The sequence below is a fragment of the Dermacoccus sp. 147Ba genome (assembly GCF_004151355.1).
Taxonomy (GTDB): domain Bacteria; phylum Actinomycetota; class Actinomycetes; order Actinomycetales; family Dermatophilaceae; genus Dermacoccus; species Dermacoccus abyssi.
In genome coordinates this window covers 1-15,814 of record NZ_SEHL01000013.1, presented here as the reverse complement: position 1 = coordinate 15,814, position 15,814 = coordinate 1, and the positions used below count along the sequence as shown (strand labels likewise).

Here is a 15,814-nt window from a genome sequence, read left to right as displayed (position 1 = left end):
CTCCCGCCGTGGCGTCACCGCGGGGCGCCGGCACCTGCCTCACAGGTGTCCTCGGTGGGTTCTGACATGCTGGGAACCATGAACTTCCGTTCCCTGTACGCGCACGGATTCGCCCGCGTCGCGGCGGTCACTCACCCCATTGCGCTCGCCGACCCGATGACGAACGCCGAGCGCGTTCTCGAGTCGATGCGTGAGCTGCACGACGAGGGTGTGGCGGCCGCGGTCTACCCCGAACTCAACCTCTGCGGTTACAGCGTCGAGGACCTCGTCATGCAGGACGTGCTGCTCGACGACGTGCTGCGCGCGATCGCCGCCGTCGTCGACGGTTCGCGCGGGCTCACGCCCGTCGCCGTCATCGGCGCGCCGATTCGTAAGGGCCAGCGCCTCTACAACTGCGCCGTCGTCGTCAAGGAGGGTGAGGTTCTCGGCGTCGTGCCCAAGAGCTACCTGCCCAACTACCGCGAGTTCTACGAGAAGCGCTGGTACGCGTTCGGCGAGGATCAGCGCGGTGAGCACGTCGACCTCGGCGAGGAACTCGGCGAGGTGCCCTTCGGTCCCGACCTCATCTTCCGAGCACGCGACCTGCCGGATCTGGCCATCCACGTCGAGATCTGCGAGGACGTGTGGGTGCCGATCCCACCGTCGTCCGAGGCGGCCCTCGCGGGTGCGAGCGTCCTCATGAACCTGTCCGGTTCGCCCATCACCATCGGTAAGTCCGCCCAGCGCAGCCTCACGGTGCAGGGCCAGTCGTTCCGCACGCTGTCGGCGTACGTCTACGCGGCCAGCGGCGAGGGCGAGTCGACCACCGACCTCGCGTGGGACGGCCAGACGATGATCTACGACCAGGGCACCCTGCTCGCCGAGACTCAGCGCTTCCCCGAGGGCCCGCGCTCCAGCGTCGCGGACATCGACCTCGGTGCCATCCGCCAGGCGCGCCAGCGCTACGGCAGCTATGACGACAACCGCCTGAGCTTCGGCCCGGCGCGACCGCTGCGCGAGGTGCCGTTCGAGCTCGGTGTGCCGGACGCCGACCTCGGTCTCAAGCGCGAGATCGAGCGCTTCCCGTTCGTGCCCGCCGACGAAGCCCGCCTCGCCCAGGACTGCTACGAGGCGTACGAGATCCAGGTCAGCGCACTCGAGCAGCGCATGCGCTCGATCGGCCAGCCGAAGATCGTCATCGGTGTCTCGGGTGGTCTCGACTCGACGCACGCGCTCATCGTCGCGGCCAAGGCGATGGACCGCCTCGGACGCCCGCGCACCGACATCCTGGCGTACACGATGCCGGGCTTCGCGACGAGCGACCACACGAAGTCGAACGCGTACAAGCTCGGCGAGACGCTCGGCGTCACGTTCGAGGAGGTCGACATCCGCCCGATGGCCACGCAAATGTTGAAGGATCTCGGCCACCCGTTCGGGCGCGGTGAGGAGGTCTACGACGTCACGTTCGAGAACGTCCAGGCCGGTCTGCGCACCGACTTCCTCTTCCGTATCGCCAACAGCAAGGGCGGCATCGTCCTCGGCACGGGTGACCTGTCGGAGCTCGCACTCGGCTGGTGCACCTACGGCGTCGGTGACCAGATGTCGCACTACGGCGTCAACGCCGGCGTCCCGAAGACGCTCATGCAGCACCTCGTGCGCTGGGTGGCTTCGAGCGACCAGTTCGACGAGCGCGTCGGCGAGACGCTGTTGTCGATCCTCGACACCGAGATCACGCCCGAGCTCGTGCCGACGAAGGAGGGCGAGACGCCGCAGTCGACCGAGGCGAACATCGGCCCGTACAACCTGCAGGACTTCACGCTCTACCACGTGCTCTCGCAGGGCTTCCGCCCGAGCAAGATCGCGTTCCTCGCCATGCACGCCTGGGACGATGTCGACGACGGCCGCTGGCCCGCCGGTTTCCCGGAGGACAAGCGCCCGGTCTACTCCCTCGAGGAGATCCGTCACTGGCTTGAGGTGTTCTACAAGCGCTTCTTCAGCCAGCAGTTCAAGCGCTCGGCGCTGCCGAACGGACCGAAGGTGAGCGCCGGTGGCGCGCTGTCGCCGCGAGGCGACTGGCGCATGCCGTCCGATGCCTCGGGCAAGGCCTGGCTCGACGAGCTGGAGCGCAACGTTCCTAAGGCCTGACCGCAGGCCCGGACGGCGTTGACGACGGAACTGCCCACGCCCCCAAAGGGGGAGCGTGGGCAGTTCGTTCGCCTCGTGGGGGCGGGCCGACCTCGCGCGGTCAGCCGGCGAGGGCTTGGTCGTCCTCCTTGGGCGGCAACCAGTAGCCGAGCGTCTTGATGCAGTCGCGACGAAGGCCTGCCGCGCGCAGCTTCTTCGTCAGGGCGCGGGTCGTGACGGTGTCGCAGGCGCCCCACGCGAACAGGCGCGTGCAGGTGGCCTCGGTGGCGTGCAGGTTCGTGCGTTCGCCTGGCGCCTCGTCTGCAGCGACGAACGCGGCGACCTCCGCATCGACGGCATCGAGCAGGCCCTGACCGTTGTCGGTGCGACGCACCCAGCGCAGCGAATCCTGAGGGCGCAGCCGAACCGGCAGCGCGCGGTCCTCAGGGTGTACCCACTCGAGGACGACAGTGGTCGGCGCGGCGCTCACGGCGTCGAGGAGCGAGTTGATCGCCGGCAGGGAGGCGGTGTCTCCGACGAGGAGGTGACGGTCGACGTCGTCGCAGTCGGGCAAGGACGGTTCCGACCCGTAGAGGCTGGCCTCGATCTCGTCGCCGGGGACCGTCTGCTGCGCCCAGCGGGCGGCAGCGCCGTCGTGGATGGCGAACTCGAGCCAGAACGTGTCGGTCTCGACGTCGGGGTCGACGAGCGTGTAGGCGCGCTGGTGGCCGGCGCCGGTTCCCGTGGGATCGGTGAACCACAGGCGCACCCACATCGTGGGGTACGGGGCATGAGTGCGCAGGAATCCGTTGCCTGCGCAGCGCACGCGCTGGTAGGTGTCGCTGACGCGCTCGGTTTCGAGGACGGTGAAGACGAAGTCCTGCGCGCGAAGGTCGGCCAGGATCCGGCCGGCCTCACCGCGATCGACTGGGCGCAACGCGCGAGCGCGTGCGGTGGTCGGGGTCATCATCGACGCCTTCCGTCTCGACTGCGGGTGCGGGCGTTGCATCGAGCAACACATATGAGGTTAGCATTGCCTAACTCACGTTGCCAGGCATTGCGTCACGTCGACGTGACGTAACTGCTTATCTGCTGTTGTCCCTTCATCGAAAGGTCCCCCGTGATCAACCGCCGTGGTTTCCTCGCCCTCGCCACCGCAGGCACTGCCGCCACCGCCCTGGCCGCCTGTGGCACCGGCTCGTCGTCCGACGAGTCGTCGGAGAGCAAGAGCTCGGGTGGGGGCGCCGGGTCTGGCTTCCCCGTCGAGGTCAAGCACGCGTTCGGTACGACGAAGATCGAGAAGGCCCCGACGAAGGTCGTCGTCGTCGGGTGGGGTGACGCCGACGTCGTCGCCGCCCTCGGCCTCGCGCCGGTCGCGGCACCCGAGGTGACGTGGGGCGCCAACGCGAACAAGTCCACCGACTGGCTCGACGCTCAGCTCAAGAAGATCGGGGGCAAGGCTCCGGCGCGCTTTAGCGACAAGGACGGTACGCCCGTCGACAAGATCGCGACGTACCAGCCCGACCTCATCCTCGGAACGAACTCGGGTCTGACGAAGGAGCAGTACGACAAGCTCTCGAAGATCGCCCCCACGGTCGCGTACCCGAAGGTCGCCTGGGGCACGTCCTGGCAGGAGTCGACGACCATGATCGCGACCGCTCTGGGCAAGAAGGCCGAGGGCGAGAAGCTCATGGCCGAGACCAAGAAGAAGATCAGCGACGCCGTCGCCAAGTACCCCGAGCTCAAGGGCAAGACGGCCTCGTGGGTCTACTTCACGCCGACGAACCTCAACACGGTGGGTGTCTACACCCCGAGCGACAACCGCCCGCGCACCCTCGCCGAGTTCGGCCTGCCCGATGGTGACGGAATCGCCAAGCAGACGAAGAGCAGCAAGTCGTTCTTCGTCGACCTCTCTGCCGAGAAGGCCGCGCAGATCGACTCGGACATCGTCGTGTTCGACGAACTGCAGGGCGCCGAGCCGAGCAAGATCAAGAGCAACGCCCTGCTGGGCAAGATCCCGGCGATCAAGAACGACACGTTCGTCTCGATCAAGGAGCAGAAGCCGTCCGCGGCGATGTCCGGCCCGAGCGTGCTGTCGATCCCGGTCGCTCTCGAGACGTTCCTGCCGCAGCTCGCGGCCGCGGCCAAGAAGGTCAAGTAAGTACCTCGAATGACGGCTGCGCGCGTTCCGCATCGCGGTGCGCGCGCAGCCGCGTTCGATGTGGTCACTAGCCTCGATGCCGATGTCATCCACCACGTCACGCCCTGACGCGCAGGCACCGAGCCGATCGCGGCTCGTCACCGGTGGCCTCGTGCTGCCCGCGCTCCTCGCGGTCGCCGTCGTCGTGTCCCTGCTCGTCGGGGCCACGGCGCTCACCTCGGGCGACCTCGGCGCGCTCCTGTCTGCACGCGGCGACCGTACGGTCGTCGGCATCCTCATCGGAGCGGCTGTCGCGATGTCGGGTGCCGCGATGCAGGGCATCACGCGCAACCCTCTCGCCGACCCGGGCATTCTCGGCATCAACGCGGGGGCATCACTGCTCGTCGTCGCGGGCATCACGTGGTTCGGCATCAACTCGCTTCTCGGCTACATCGGTTTCGCGCTCGTCGGCGCCGCGCTCGCCGCGGTGGCCGTGACGGCGCTCGCGACGGCGGCCTCACGCGGGTTCGGCGGATCGGGCAACAGCCCGCTGTCGATGGCGCTTGCCGGCATGGTGTTCACCGCCGGCGCGACCTCCGTCGGGTCGGCACTGCTCATCGCCGACGGCAAGTCGCTCGACGTCTACCGCTTCTGGCAGGTCGGCTCGGTCGCCGGTCGCGAGATCGGCGACATCGTTCCGGTGCTGCCGTTGCTCGCGCTCGGCTTCGGCGTTCTGCTCGTCGCGGGACGGCGCCTCGACATCCTCGCCATGGGTGATTCCGTGGCGCGCGGCCTCGGCGAGAAGCCCGAGAAGCTGCGCTTCGTCATCGGCGGTGCTGCAGTGGCACTCGCGGCAGGGGCCGTGGCCGTCGCGGGGCCGATCGGTTTCGTCGGGCTCGTCGCGCCCCACCTCCTGCGTCCCCTCATCGGGACGTCGTACCGCGTACTTCTCCCCGCGTCAGCCTTCGTCGGGGCCAGCCTCGTTCTGCTCGCCGACACGCTCGGCCGCGTCGTCTCCCCGCCCGGCGAAGTGCAGGTCGGCATCATGACGGCCGTCCTCGGCTGCCCGGCCCTGCTGTGGGTCGTCGCGAGGATGCGATCGCTGTGAACGAGACGACATCGACTTCTCCCTCCGCGACGCAGATGTCCCCGACGACTCTCGAGCGGTCGCGCGTCGACACCGATCCGCGCAAACGGCGCCGCCTCGTCGCCCTCGGCGCACTGATCGTCGCGACTCTGGCGATCTTCCTCGTCCGGGTTCTCCTCGGCGACTTCACCTTCACCATCACCGATGCCGTGCGCATCGTCCTCGGTGAGCAGATCGACGTGAGCGGCGCGAACTACGTCCTCATGGAGTCGAAGCTGCCGCGGGCCGTGGCAGCCCTCGTCGGTGGGGCGCTCTTCGGCGCGGCAGGTGCGGCGATGCAGTCGCTCGTGCGTAACCCACTCGCGAGCCCTGACGTCCTGGGCATCTCGCTCGGCTCGAGTACAGCGGCCGTGTTCTGTGTGACGTTGCTCGGATGGTCCGGTTGGCCGATCCTCTTCGTCGCCGTGCTGGGCGGCTTCGCCGTCTCCGGCGTCATCCTGGCTCTCGCCAAGGGGCAGACGGCGCGCATGATCCTCGTCGGTATCGCGATGGCTGCGGGTCTGCAGTCGGTGATCCAGTGGATCCTGCTCAAGTCCAACGCCTTCCAGGCGCAGGACGCGATGGTGTGGCTTGCCGGTTCGGTCTCGGACGTCACGTGGCCCGAGATCGCACGGCTCGCGGGTATCGGGCTTCCGATGCTCGTCGTGCTCGCCGTCCTGGCTCACCGCCTGCGCGTGCTCGAACTCGGACGACCGCTCGCCGTCGGCCTCGGCGTTCCCGACGGCGCCACACGAGCCTTCGTCTTTGTCACCGTCGTGCTCGGCATCGCCGTGGCGACGAGCGTCTGCGGCCCGGTCGCCTTCGTCGCCCTGCTCGCCGGCCCGATCGCCCGTCGTCTCATGGGGCGCACGAGCATCGTCGCTGCGGCGCTCGTCGGCGCGAGCATCACCATCGCCGGCGACTACGTCGGCGCCTACCTCATCCCTGGCGGCGGCAAGCTGCCCGTCGGCGTCATCACCGGACTCGCCGGCGCGCCCGTGCTCGCCTGGCTCCTCGTCGCATCCCAACGAGGACGATCGAAAGGAACGCCATGACACGGCTTCGCACCGAAGAACTCGTGCTGCGCTACGGATCGGGGCGCAACGCCGGCCCGGATGTCGTCCGTGACGTTTCGCTCGACGTGCCGGACGGGAAGGTCACCGTCCTCATCGGTGCCAACGGCTGCGGCAAGTCGACGCTGTTCGGGGGGCTCACCCGGCTCATGACCCCGGCGTCCGGGCGGGTGCTGCTCGACGACGCCGACATCGCCTCCGAGCCGACGCGTGACGTCGCGAAGAAGGTGGCGCTCCTGCCCCAGAACCCGCTGGCTCCCGAAGGGATGAGTGTCGCGGAACTCGTGCGTCAAGGGCGCACCCCGCACCTCGGTTTGCTCGGGCGCGGTGGCCCCGAGGACGACGAGGTGGTCGCCGAGGCGATGCGCGTCACCGGCGTGGACGACCTCGCCGAGCGACCGGTCGAGGAGCTCTCCGGCGGTCAGCGTCAGCGGGTGTGGCTCGCACTCGCACTCGCTCAGGACACGGACATCCTGCTGCTCGACGAGCCGACGAGCTTCCTCGACATCGGTCACGCGGTGGAGTTGCTCGACGTCGTGCGGCGCCGCAACGCCGAGCGAGACACGACCGTCGCCATGGTGCTGCACGACCTGTTCCTCGCGGCGCGTTACGCCGATCATCTCGTCGCGATGTCCGACGGGAAGATCGTCGCGCAGGGCGCGGCGGCGGAGGTTCTCACCGCCGAACTGGCGAAGCGTCTGTACGGCATCGAGTGTGTGGTTCTCGAGGATCCGTCCACGGGTCGTCCGGTCGTCCTGCCGCGCTAGTGTGAGCCTCACAGTCGGCAGTGTTCGGGAGGGGTTCGTCATGAAGTCGCTCAGGGTGGTCACGGCAGGGCTCGCGCTCACCACGGTGCTCGCCGGGTGCGGCACGTTCGGTGCGGAGGGCACCTCGACGAGCAGTTCCTCGTCGCAGAGCTCCAGTTCGACGAGCGAGAGTTCGCCGCCGGAGTCGTCGTCGAGCGAATCGTCCGCGACGGAGTCGTCCACCTCGTCCGAATCGTCCTCGTCGAGCTCGTCCCCGACTTCCTCCTCGAGTGCCTCGTCGAGTGATGCGGGCAACGCGGCTCTGCCGGCCGGCACAAAGCTCGTCACGGCTCCTGACGCCGGGATGAGCTTCGCCGTGCCGTCGGGCTGGCAGAAGGTCGAGGCGTCGCTTCTCGACAACCCGCGCTCGAAGAAGAACATCGAACCGCTCGCGAAGAAGTCCGGGCTCACGCCCGAGCAGATGGTCAAGCAGTTCGAGACCCAGGCCGACATCGTCGTCATCGATCTGTCCGGCACGTCGAACTTCGCCGACAACGCGAACGTCACGAAGGTCGCCATCCCCGTGAAGCCCACGAAGGGCCAACTCGACTCGTCGTTCGACCAGATCGGCGGAAAGCCCGTCTCCTTCAGGGAGATCGAGACGCCGCTCGGACAGGGTGTGCAGTACGAGTACAGCCTGCCGGTAGCCGAGACCACCGTCCGCGGCGTGGCGCTCTACGTGCCGGACGGCAAGGGCTCGTACCGCAACATCACTGTCAGCTCCGGCACGGCCGAGCGGGCACAGAAGCTGGCCAAGGACATCGTCAGCAGCCTGCGCGAGTCCTGACCCTGTGTGGTTGTCGCGCCAGGAGTTCGAGGACGCCGTCGGTGACGCGCTCGACGCGGTGCCGACGCAGTTCCTCGACCGCCTCGACAACGTCGTTTTCCAGGTCGAGGACGAGCCCACGCCCGAGCAGCTCGCCGACGTCGACGGTGGGGAGCTGCTCGGTCTGTACGTGGGCGTCGCGTTGCCTGACCGCGGAGATGGCTATGGATGGGGCAGCTTGCCCGATCGCATCTACCTGTTCTCCGGTCCGATTCAGCGACTCTCGAGGACGCGGGAGGAAGTCGTCGAGCAGATCCGCGTCACTTTGCTGCACGAAATCGGCCACTACTTCGGCATCGACGACCACCGCTTGCATGAACTCGGGTGGGGCTGAGCCGGCTCAATCGCTGAGAGCCCATGCCCCGACGACGTCGGGGCGATCGGTCTCCCACATCGCCACCGTCCACCCGGGGATCGGGCGGGCACGCACGTCGCTGACGTCGTCGCGGTCCATCGGCACCGTGATGCCCTCGCCCGTTCCCTTCAGGAGCGCCTCCTTGCGCGTCCAGATCTCGGTGAAGACGCTGCACGCCGCCCGCGAGGACGTCTCGAGCGCTGCGGTGACGGCAGCCCGCTCGCGCAAGTGCAGCTGCGTCGCCACGTCGCGGACCACGTCGAGCTCGGCCACCTCCTCGAGGTCGAACCCGACGGGACGTTCGGCGAGGGCGAGCGCGACGACGGGACGCGGGCCACGCACGCTGGTCACCGAGAAATGCAGATCGGCTGCACGCGGATAGGGCCGTCCGTGCGGGCCGCCGCACTGCACACACGGACGGTGGTCGATGACGATCTCGGCCGGAGACCCGCCGAGACGCGCAGCCAGTTCGGTGCGCAGCAGGGCCCGGCGGGCGACGAACATGCGGTGGGTCTCGCCGTCGCGCAGCGTGTTCGCGTGGTGAAGCTCGTCGGGGGAGAGACACGCACGTTCCGCGTCGAGGTCGTCGGTCGGGGCAGGCGTGCGCAGGATGATCGTCGGGGGCGTGATGGGCTGACGCTCGCGGCTCACAAGCTCATCGTAGGCGGGTTGCGAGGTGGGTACCTCGGTCCCGGTCCGCACCTCGCACGGGCGGAGCTCCGGCGTTGTCGGTGGGCTGCGTTAACCTCGCGCACGTGACGATGAAGTTCGAGCCGGACGAGGCCACGTGGGTGCTGTCGAGCACCGATGTCGGTCTGGCGGCCGTCGTCGGGGAGGGTGCGTTCAGCCGGGGCCTCGACTATGCCATTCGCGGCAAGGTCGTCGCGCTGGCCACGGCGGACCGTGGGCGGGTGCTCATGGGTACCGTCACCGGCAACGGGCTCGCCCCGTACCAGTGCCTCGTCACGCACAAGGGCGAGGCGGCCAACGGTGAGCCGCTGTGGGTTTCGCGGTGCACGTGCCCTGTCGCCACCGAGTGCAAGCACGCCGTCGCCGCCATCATCGCGGCGCGCCGTGCGATTACCGACGGCGTGAGCAAGGGTTCGGTCTCGCGCACCCCCGCACGTTCGAGCGCCCAGTCCAACGTCGTGCCCCTCTTCGGCGGCAGCGGCGTGGCCACCGCGTCCTGGCGGGCACGGTTGTCGGAATCCCTCGGACCCTCGGAGCCCGAGCGGGTGGAGAAGCGGGTCGAGAGTCCCACGAGCAGTTCGTGGCGCGCCCAGCTCGGTCTGCAGTTCGAGGCCAAGGCTCGGCCCGCGTCGATGTCGGACTCGACGCCGGTGCAGCGCCTCGAGCTCAAGCCGACGAAGCTCATGCGCACCGGGCGCTGGTCGCGCACGGCGACGTGGGTCGACGTGCGCAGCAGCGCGGGTATCTCCGAGGCCGAAGAGCATCAGCAGGAAGTGCTCAAGCGCTTCGTCGCGGCGCACAAGCCCCAGGTCGGCAGCGGTCAGACGGTCTACCTCGACGAACTCGGCCCGGGCGTCTGGCCGGGGCTTCGCGAGGTGGCCGACGCCGGCATCACGCTCATGCTCGCGGCCACGCCCGGTGAGGGCGTCACGCTCGCCGAGCCCGCGGAGGTCACGCTCGGCATCCACCGCAGCGAGGCCGGGCTCGTCCTGACGGCCGACGTCGTCGGCGTCGACCTCGGACCCGAGTTCGGTACGGCCATCCTCATCGGCGAGCCGGCTCACGGCGTCGCCGTGTTCGACCGCGGCAGCCTGCGGCTCGTACCGTTCCACGAGACGCCGCACTCGGTGCTCCAACCGCTCCTGCTGGGCGACGTCATCGAGATTCCCGAGGACGAGATCCCCGAGTTCGAGAGCGAGTTCCTGCCCCGCCTGCGTCGTCACACAAGCATCAGTGACGTCACGAACACCCTGAGCGATCCGGTCGAACCGCGTCTGCTCCTCGTCGTCACGCCGAAGACGGTGGGCAAGGTCGAGGTCGAGACGTTCTTCACCTACGGCGACAAGCGAGTCACGTCGACGCCGGTGGGTCGCGGGCGTAAGTTCTCGAGCGAGAGCGCCGTCATCGCCCGCGCCGCCGTCCTCCTCGGGCGTCTGCGCCTCACGCGTTCGGTGCCCGGCTTCGATCTGTGGGTCAAGCCGAAGGCCGAGCTCCTCGGCATGGAGGCGGTCAAGCTCGCCGACGCCGTTCCGGAACTCAAGGCCGTCGACGGCGTCGACGTCGTCATGGCGGGTGAGCTGCCGGTCTACGAGGAGGCCGAGGACGATCCCATCATCGAGGTGGGCGTCAACGAGGCCGGCAACAAGCCGGACTGGCTCGACCTGCAGATCACCATCAGCGTCGACGGCCAGGAGGTGCCCTACCCCAACCTCATCGAAGCGCTGCACCGCGGCGACGAGACGATGATGCTGCCGTCGGGCACGTACTTCCGGCTCGACTCGCCCCAGCTTCGTGACATCTCACGCGTTCTCGAGGAAGCCCAGGAGCTCACCGACAAGACCTCGGAGAAGCTGCAGATCAGCCGCTACGACATCGGCCTGTGGGACCAGCTCGTGGGGCTCGGGGTTGTCGAGCAGCAGCGCACGGCATGGCAGGAGGCCGTCGAGGGCCTGACGAAGCAGGGCTGGAACCCGCGGGCGGTCGAGACGCCGGTGGCGTTCGATGCCACGTTGCGGCCCTACCAGCTCGAGGGCTACGCCTGGCTCGCCAATCTGTGGGACGCGCGTCTCGGCGGGGTCTTGGCCGACGACATGGGCCTCGGTAAGACCATCCAGACGCTGGCGATGCTCGAACGGGCCCGCGCGGCAGGGGAACTCGACGACGCTCCGGCCCTCGTCATCGCGCCCACCTCGGTGCTCGGCGTGTGGGCACGCGAGGCGGCGCAGTTCACGCCGAAGCTGCGTGTCAGTGTCCTCAACGCCACGTCGAAGAAGCGCGGCACGGAGGTGGCCCAGGAGATCCGCGACGAGCGTGCCCATGTCGTCGTGACGAGCTATGCGGTGGCCCGCCTCGATGCCGACAACTTCCACGCCTGCTCGTGGCGCGCCCTCGTGCTCGACGAAGCCCAGATGGTCAAGAACCACACGTCGCAGACGTTCCAGGCCATCAAGAAGATCGGGGCGCCGTTCGGCCTGGCCATCTCGGGCACACCGCTCGAGAACTCCGTCATGGATGTCTGGTCGCTGTTCAACCTTGTCGCGCCGGGCCTCTTCCCCCGACCGGAGGACTTCATCCGGCGCTACCGCAAGCCGATCGAGCAGGGCGAGGGGCACGTCGTCACCGACGCCCTGTCAGCGCTACGCCGCCGCATTGGGCCGCTCATGTTGCGTCGGCGCAAGCAGGACGTGGCCCCCGACCTTCCCGAGAAGCAGATCCAGCGGGTCGATGTCGCGCTGTCGCCTCAGCACGAGCGTGTCTACAAGCGGCACCTTCGCCGCGAGCAGCAGCGCGTCATGGGGTTGCTCAAGGATCCGGACGCCAACCGCGTCGAGATTCTCGCTGCGCTCACGCGCCTTCGCCGACTCGCGCTCGACCCGGCGCTCGTCGATGACGAGTTCTCTGAGCGGAGCGTCTCGCGCAAGGTCGAGGCCGTTGTCCAGCAACTCGCCGACATCGCGGGCGAGGGGCATCGTGCGCTCGTCTTCAGCCAGTTCACCGACTTCCTCACCATCGTGCGTGAGGCCGCGGCGGATGCCGGTGTCTCCACGGCCTACCTCGACGGCTCGACCCGCAACCGGCAGCAGGTCGTCGACGAGTTCAAGGACGGCGACGCCGACGCGTTCTTCATCTCGCTCAAGGCGGGCGGCACCGGGCTCACGCTCACCGAGGCCGATTACGTCATCGTCCTCGACCCGTGGTGGAACCCGGCCGCCGAGGATCAGGCCATCGATCGCGCCCACCGCATCGGGCAGACGAATCCGGTCATGGTCTACCGCTACGTCAGCGCCGGAACGATCGAGGACAAGGTCGTCGAGCTGCAGGAGAAGAAGCGCAAGCTCTTCGAGGACGTCGTCGACGCAGGGGCCGGCGGTGGTCGCCTGAGCGGCGCGGACATCGCAGCCCTTCTCGAATGAGAACGAATCAAGTATCTTGATGTCAAGATACTTCGACGGAAGGTGCAGCCGATGACCCGAGAGTGGAACGCCAAGGTCTACGACGAGCTGCCGTTGCCGCACGTTGCCTGGGGCAAGCGCACGATCGAGCGCCTGAACCTCGCCGGCACCGAGCGCGTCCTCGATGCCGGCTGCGGTACGGGCCGCGACGCCGAGGAGCTCCTGCGCCGGTTCCCCGACGTCGAGCTCGTCGGCATCGACGGGTCGTCGCAGATGGTGGAGCAGGCACGCGAGCGCTTCGCCGATCGGCCAGCCGAGCGTGCGAGCTTCCACGTGCGCGACCTCGAGCAGCCGCTCGACCTCGAAAACTCCTTCGACGCCGTGATGAGCGTGGCCTGCTTCCACTGGATCGCCGACCACGACGCGCTGTTCGCGAATCTCGCCGAGGTGATGCGTCCCGGCGCCCGCCTCGCGTCCGACTCTGGCGCCGAGGGCAACATCGCCATCGTCGAGGCGGCCATTTCCCGAGTTCGCGGCGTGCCGAACGAGCCGAAGGGCTTCGTGGGGCCGCAGGAGACGAAGGAGCGCCTGGGGCGTCACGGCTTCGACGTCGAGCGCGTCGAACTGCGTCCCAGCCCCGTGCGCATCGACGATCCGGCCACGATGGAGCGCTACCTCGCCACGATCTGTCTCGGTGGATACCTCGACGGCATGACGGATGACGAGGCCCGCGAGTTCACCCGGGCCGTGCGTGAGGCGATGAGCGAGCCCGTGCTCGACTACGTCCGCCTCGAGATCGACGCACTGCGCCGCTGACGTTCAGCCGCGAAGGATCGAGGTCATCTGCTTCCCTCGGGCGAGTTCGTCGACGAGTTTGTCGAGGTAGCGGATCCGCTGCGTGAGGGGGTCCTCGATTTCCTCCACCCGGTGCCCGCAGATGACGCCGGTGATGAGTTCCGCGTTCGTGTTGAACGCCGGGGCCTCGTCGAAGAAGCCCTGCATCGTCACCCCGTCGTAGATGACGCGGCGGATGCCCTCGTCGTCATACCCCGTGAGCCACGTGATGACCTCGTGCAGCTCGGCGACGCTGCGCCCCTTGCGCTCCACCTTCGTGACGTAGTGCGGGTAGATGCTCGCGAACGGGGTGTCGAAGATGCGGTGGCCTGCCATGGTCACGAGTATGCCGGTTTGCACAGCGACGGAGGCGATGCGCCCGTACGGTCGGGGGCATGATCGGTTTCGGACGGAAGATGCGCAACTACGCGGGCGCGTGCGCCCTCGTCACGGGCGGCGCCTCGGGGCTCGGTCTCGAACTCGTGAGGCTCCTCGCCGCTGACGGCGCGCGAGTGCTCGCCACCGACATCCACGAGAGCGTTGACCCCTCCCTCCTGCCGAACGGCGTCGACTACCTGCGCCTCGATGTCCGCAGCGACGACGACTGGGCTGCTGCCCGCACCTGGGTGCAGTCGCACTGGGGCCACCCCGACGTTCTCGTCAACAACGCCGGCATCGCCGTCGGCGGTCGCATCGAGGCCGCGGGCATGGCCGACTGGGATCGTGCGCTCGCCATCAACCTCATGGGCGTCGTGCGGGGGTGTCACACGTTCACGCCGATGATGAAGGAGCGCCGCAGCGGCCAGATCGTCAACACCGCCTCCCTGGCCGGCCTCGTTCACGCGCCGGCCATGGCCACGTACAACGCGACGAAGGCCGCCGTCGTTGCGGTGAGCGAGACGGTCTCCCACGAACTCTCGCCCTTCGGCGTCGACGTGAGCGTCATCTGCCCCTCGTTCTTCCGCACGAACCTCGCGAGTTCCCTCGAGGGCGCTGACCGGGAGATGGAGGAGAGCGCGACGAAGCTCATCGACGAGGCGCCGCGCTCGGCCGCGCAGGTCGCCGCGGCCGCCTTCGCGGGGATGAAGGCGGGCAAGCACATCATCCTCACCGAGCCCGACGGGCGCGTGGCTTACGGGGCGAAGCGCTACGCGCGTCCGCTCTACGAACTCGGCATGAAGTCGGCGGCGAAGCGCCTGGCGAAGGGCAAGTCGCCCCAGCCCGGTGCGATGCAGGTGGCCGACAGGTTGGCTCGAGCTCGCGCCGCCAAGTCCTGACCGGCCGCGGCAATCCGGGCGTTGTCTGACGCTCGTGACCACCCGCTGCACCCGACGCCTGTGGCCGCCGTTGTCAGCCGATTCGTAGGAATGCCGAATCACGTTGGCAAGCGGAACTCTTCACCAACTTCTCACCCACAGGGGTGGGTTCGCCGCGGGGGTGGAGGTCGTAGCCTCAAGGGGTGATGAACGCTAACCCGATCCGCTTGGCCGTCGTCGACGACTACGAAGTGGTGGTCAACGGCCTGGTCAAGATGCTCGAGCGGTACAAGGACCGTGTCGTCGTGGTCGAACTGGACACCACGCCCCAGGAGCCGGAGGTCGCCGAACAGTGCGACATCGTCCTGTACGACACGTTCGGCCAGGCTTACGGTGACGAGGTCACGCTGTCGCACCTCATCGGCGCCCCGAACGTTGGCGACGTCGTGGTCTACACCTGGAACTTTCAGCCGGATCTTGTGCGCCGCAGCCTGGAGGCCGGCGTGAAGGGCTACCTGTCGAAGACGCTCCCGGCCTCGGAACTCGTCGCAGCGCTGGAGCGGGTCCACGCCGGGGAGACGATCGTCTCCGCCGAAGTGGGTACGGGGCCGATCGCCGGTGAGTGGCCCGGGCGCGAAGAGGGGCTCACGCCTCGTGAGGCCGAGGTGCTCGCGCTCATCACACAGGGGCTGTCCAACAACGAGATCGCAGCCCAGACTCACCTGTCGATCAACTCGGTGAAGAGCTACATCCGCACGGGCTACCGCAAGATCGGGGTGACGAGCCGGAGTCAGGCTGTTCTGTGGGGAGTGCGCCACGGGTTCGAGCCCGACCACCGACGCATCGTTGCCGGCTCGCAGAACGGCCTGTGACCACCAGGCGCTGACGCCGAAACCGGCCCCCGACGAACGTGCGCCAGTTCACACGCCCTCGATTTGCCCGACACTCTCCGGTCGCCTAATGTTTACGGAGTCAGCCCGGAAGGGCATCGCGGCCGGGGCCGCTCACACTGACTGTTTGGTTGGTGGTTGAGTGTGCGGGTCGGGTGCTTGGGTTTGATGGATTTGTCTGGAGCCAAGTGCGCGAGATGAAGATCCTCACTGGTCACGGTTGTGGCGGTGGCGGGTTGGATTTGACGCCCAAGAGCCGGATGGATTAAGTTAGACAAGTTGCCCCGGAAACGGGCCGCCACCACTGGGTGGGGTTTGTTGAT

At 68.2% G+C, this 15,814-nt stretch carries 14 protein-coding genes; 11 read left to right on the top strand and 3 right to left on the bottom strand.

The genetic code is table 11. The annotated features are described in order from the left end of the window. Positions 1 to 78: 78 nt before the first annotated feature. The gene (locus EVU97_RS13740; RefSeq protein WP_129666605.1) at positions 79 to 2,124 is read left to right on the top strand and encodes an NAD(+) synthase; all 2,046 of its coding nucleotides are present in this window, start codon (positions 79 to 81) and stop codon (positions 2,122 to 2,124) included. A 100-nt stretch (positions 2,125 to 2,224) separates the two neighbouring features. On the opposite strand, the gene EVU97_RS13735 is transcribed toward EVU97_RS13740, so the two are convergent. Next, positions 2,225 to 3,070, bottom strand: coding sequence for a siderophore-interacting protein (locus tag EVU97_RS13735; protein ID WP_165357976.1), 846 nt, complete (start codon positions 3,068 to 3,070; stop codon positions 2,225 to 2,227). 153 nt (positions 3,071 to 3,223) lie between these two features. Here EVU97_RS13735 and EVU97_RS13730 point away from each other — a divergent pair, with 153 nt between their 5' ends. From EVU97_RS13730 to EVU97_RS13705, 6 genes are all read left to right on the top strand, one after another. Next, positions 3,224 to 4,264 carry an iron-siderophore ABC transporter substrate-binding protein gene (locus EVU97_RS13730; RefSeq protein ID WP_129666600.1) on the top strand — a complete coding sequence of 347 codons (1,041 nt, stop codon included), beginning with the start codon at positions 3,224 to 3,226 and terminating at the stop codon, positions 4,262 to 4,264. Between the two features lie 82 nt (positions 4,265 to 4,346). Further along, on the top strand, positions 4,347 to 5,351 hold the full coding sequence (locus tag EVU97_RS13725) for an iron ABC transporter permease (RefSeq protein ID WP_240730244.1): 1,005 nt from the start codon (positions 4,347 to 4,349) through the stop codon (positions 5,349 to 5,351). Further along, on the top strand, positions 5,348 to 6,424 hold the full coding sequence (locus tag EVU97_RS13720; RefSeq protein ID WP_240730243.1) for an iron chelate uptake ABC transporter family permease subunit: 1,077 nt from the start codon (positions 5,348 to 5,350) through the stop codon (positions 6,422 to 6,424). The genes EVU97_RS13725 and EVU97_RS13720 overlap by 4 nt, the downstream gene beginning before the upstream one ends. Beyond that, positions 6,421 to 7,209 carry an ABC transporter ATP-binding protein gene (locus EVU97_RS13715; protein WP_129666596.1) on the top strand — a complete coding sequence of 263 codons (789 nt, stop codon included), beginning with the start codon at positions 6,421 to 6,423 and terminating at the stop codon, positions 7,207 to 7,209. The genes EVU97_RS13720 and EVU97_RS13715 overlap by 4 nt, the downstream gene beginning before the upstream one ends. 40 nt (positions 7,210 to 7,249) lie before the next feature. Then, positions 7,250 to 8,035: a hypothetical protein gene (locus tag EVU97_RS13710; RefSeq protein ID WP_129666594.1), complete on the top strand. Its 786-nt coding sequence runs from the start codon at positions 7,250 to 7,252 to the stop codon at positions 8,033 to 8,035. 4 nt (positions 8,036 to 8,039) lie between these two features. After that, complete coding sequence (locus EVU97_RS13705; RefSeq protein ID WP_047311017.1) at positions 8,040 to 8,408, top strand: metallopeptidase family protein; 369 nt, start codon at positions 8,040 to 8,042, stop codon at positions 8,406 to 8,408. Between the two features lie 6 nt (positions 8,409 to 8,414). On the opposite strand, the gene EVU97_RS13700 is transcribed toward EVU97_RS13705, so the two are convergent. Then, the gene (locus tag EVU97_RS13700; RefSeq protein ID WP_129666592.1) at positions 8,415 to 9,080 is read right to left on the bottom strand and encodes a 4'-phosphopantetheinyl transferase superfamily protein; all 666 of its coding nucleotides are present in this window, start codon (positions 9,078 to 9,080) and stop codon (positions 8,415 to 8,417) included. A 110-nt stretch (positions 9,081 to 9,190) separates the two neighbouring features. Here EVU97_RS13700 and EVU97_RS13695 point away from each other — a divergent pair, with 110 nt between their 5' ends. Then, complete coding sequence (locus EVU97_RS13695; RefSeq protein WP_240730245.1) at positions 9,191 to 12,532, top strand: DEAD/DEAH box helicase; 3,342 nt, start codon at positions 9,191 to 9,193, stop codon at positions 12,530 to 12,532. Between the two features lie 51 nt (positions 12,533 to 12,583). Next, on the top strand, positions 12,584 to 13,327 hold the full coding sequence (locus tag EVU97_RS13690) for a trans-aconitate 2-methyltransferase (RefSeq protein ID WP_047311019.1): 744 nt from the start codon (positions 12,584 to 12,586) through the stop codon (positions 13,325 to 13,327). Between the two features lie 3 nt (positions 13,328 to 13,330). Here EVU97_RS13690 and EVU97_RS13685 read toward each other — a convergent pair whose 3' ends face one another. Further along, entirely contained in the window at positions 13,331 to 13,681 is a 351-nt protein-coding gene (locus tag EVU97_RS13685) for a DUF2200 domain-containing protein (protein WP_129666588.1), read from the bottom strand. Between the two features lie 59 nt (positions 13,682 to 13,740). On the opposite strand from EVU97_RS13685, the gene EVU97_RS13680 reads away from it, so the two are divergent. Together EVU97_RS13680 and EVU97_RS13675 are read left to right on the top strand one after the other, a co-directional pair. Next, positions 13,741 to 14,622: an SDR family NAD(P)-dependent oxidoreductase gene (locus EVU97_RS13680; RefSeq protein WP_205744926.1), complete on the top strand. Its 882-nt coding sequence runs from the start codon at positions 13,741 to 13,743 to the stop codon at positions 14,620 to 14,622. A 185-nt stretch (positions 14,623 to 14,807) separates the two neighbouring features. Beyond that, entirely contained in the window at positions 14,808 to 15,473 is a 666-nt protein-coding gene (locus tag EVU97_RS13675; RefSeq protein WP_129666641.1) for a response regulator transcription factor, read from the top strand. The last annotated feature ends 341 nt before the right edge of the window (positions 15,474 to 15,814 follow it).

Bases quoted from the DNA above. Each gene is read 5' to 3' on its own strand.
- EVU97_RS13740 (WP_129666605.1), top strand. From the start codon at position 79: ATGAACTTCCGTTCCCTGTACGCGCACGGATTCGCCCGCGTCGCGGCG.
- EVU97_RS13735 (WP_165357976.1), bottom strand. From the start codon at position 3,070: ATGACCCCGACCACCGCACGCGCTCGCGCGTTGCGCCCAGTCGATCGC.
- EVU97_RS13725 (WP_240730244.1), top strand. From the start codon at position 4,347: ATGTCATCCACCACGTCACGCCCTGACGCGCAGGCACCGAGCCGATCG.
- EVU97_RS13715 (WP_129666596.1), top strand. From the start codon at position 6,421: ATGACACGGCTTCGCACCGAAGAACTCGTGCTGCGCTACGGATCGGGG.
- EVU97_RS13710 (WP_129666594.1), top strand. From the start codon at position 7,250: ATGAAGTCGCTCAGGGTGGTCACGGCAGGGCTCGCGCTCACCACGGTG.
- EVU97_RS13695 (WP_240730245.1), top strand. From the start codon at position 9,191: ATGAAGTTCGAGCCGGACGAGGCCACGTGGGTGCTGTCGAGCACCGAT.
- EVU97_RS13690 (WP_047311019.1), top strand. From the start codon at position 12,584: ATGACCCGAGAGTGGAACGCCAAGGTCTACGACGAGCTGCCGTTGCCG.
- EVU97_RS13685 (WP_129666588.1), bottom strand. From the start codon at position 13,681: ATGGCAGGCCACCGCATCTTCGACACCCCGTTCGCGAGCATCTACCCG.
- EVU97_RS13680 (WP_205744926.1), top strand. From the start codon at position 13,741: ATGATCGGTTTCGGACGGAAGATGCGCAACTACGCGGGCGCGTGCGCC.
- EVU97_RS13675 (WP_129666641.1), top strand. From the start codon at position 14,808: ATGAACGCTAACCCGATCCGCTTGGCCGTCGTCGACGACTACGAAGTG.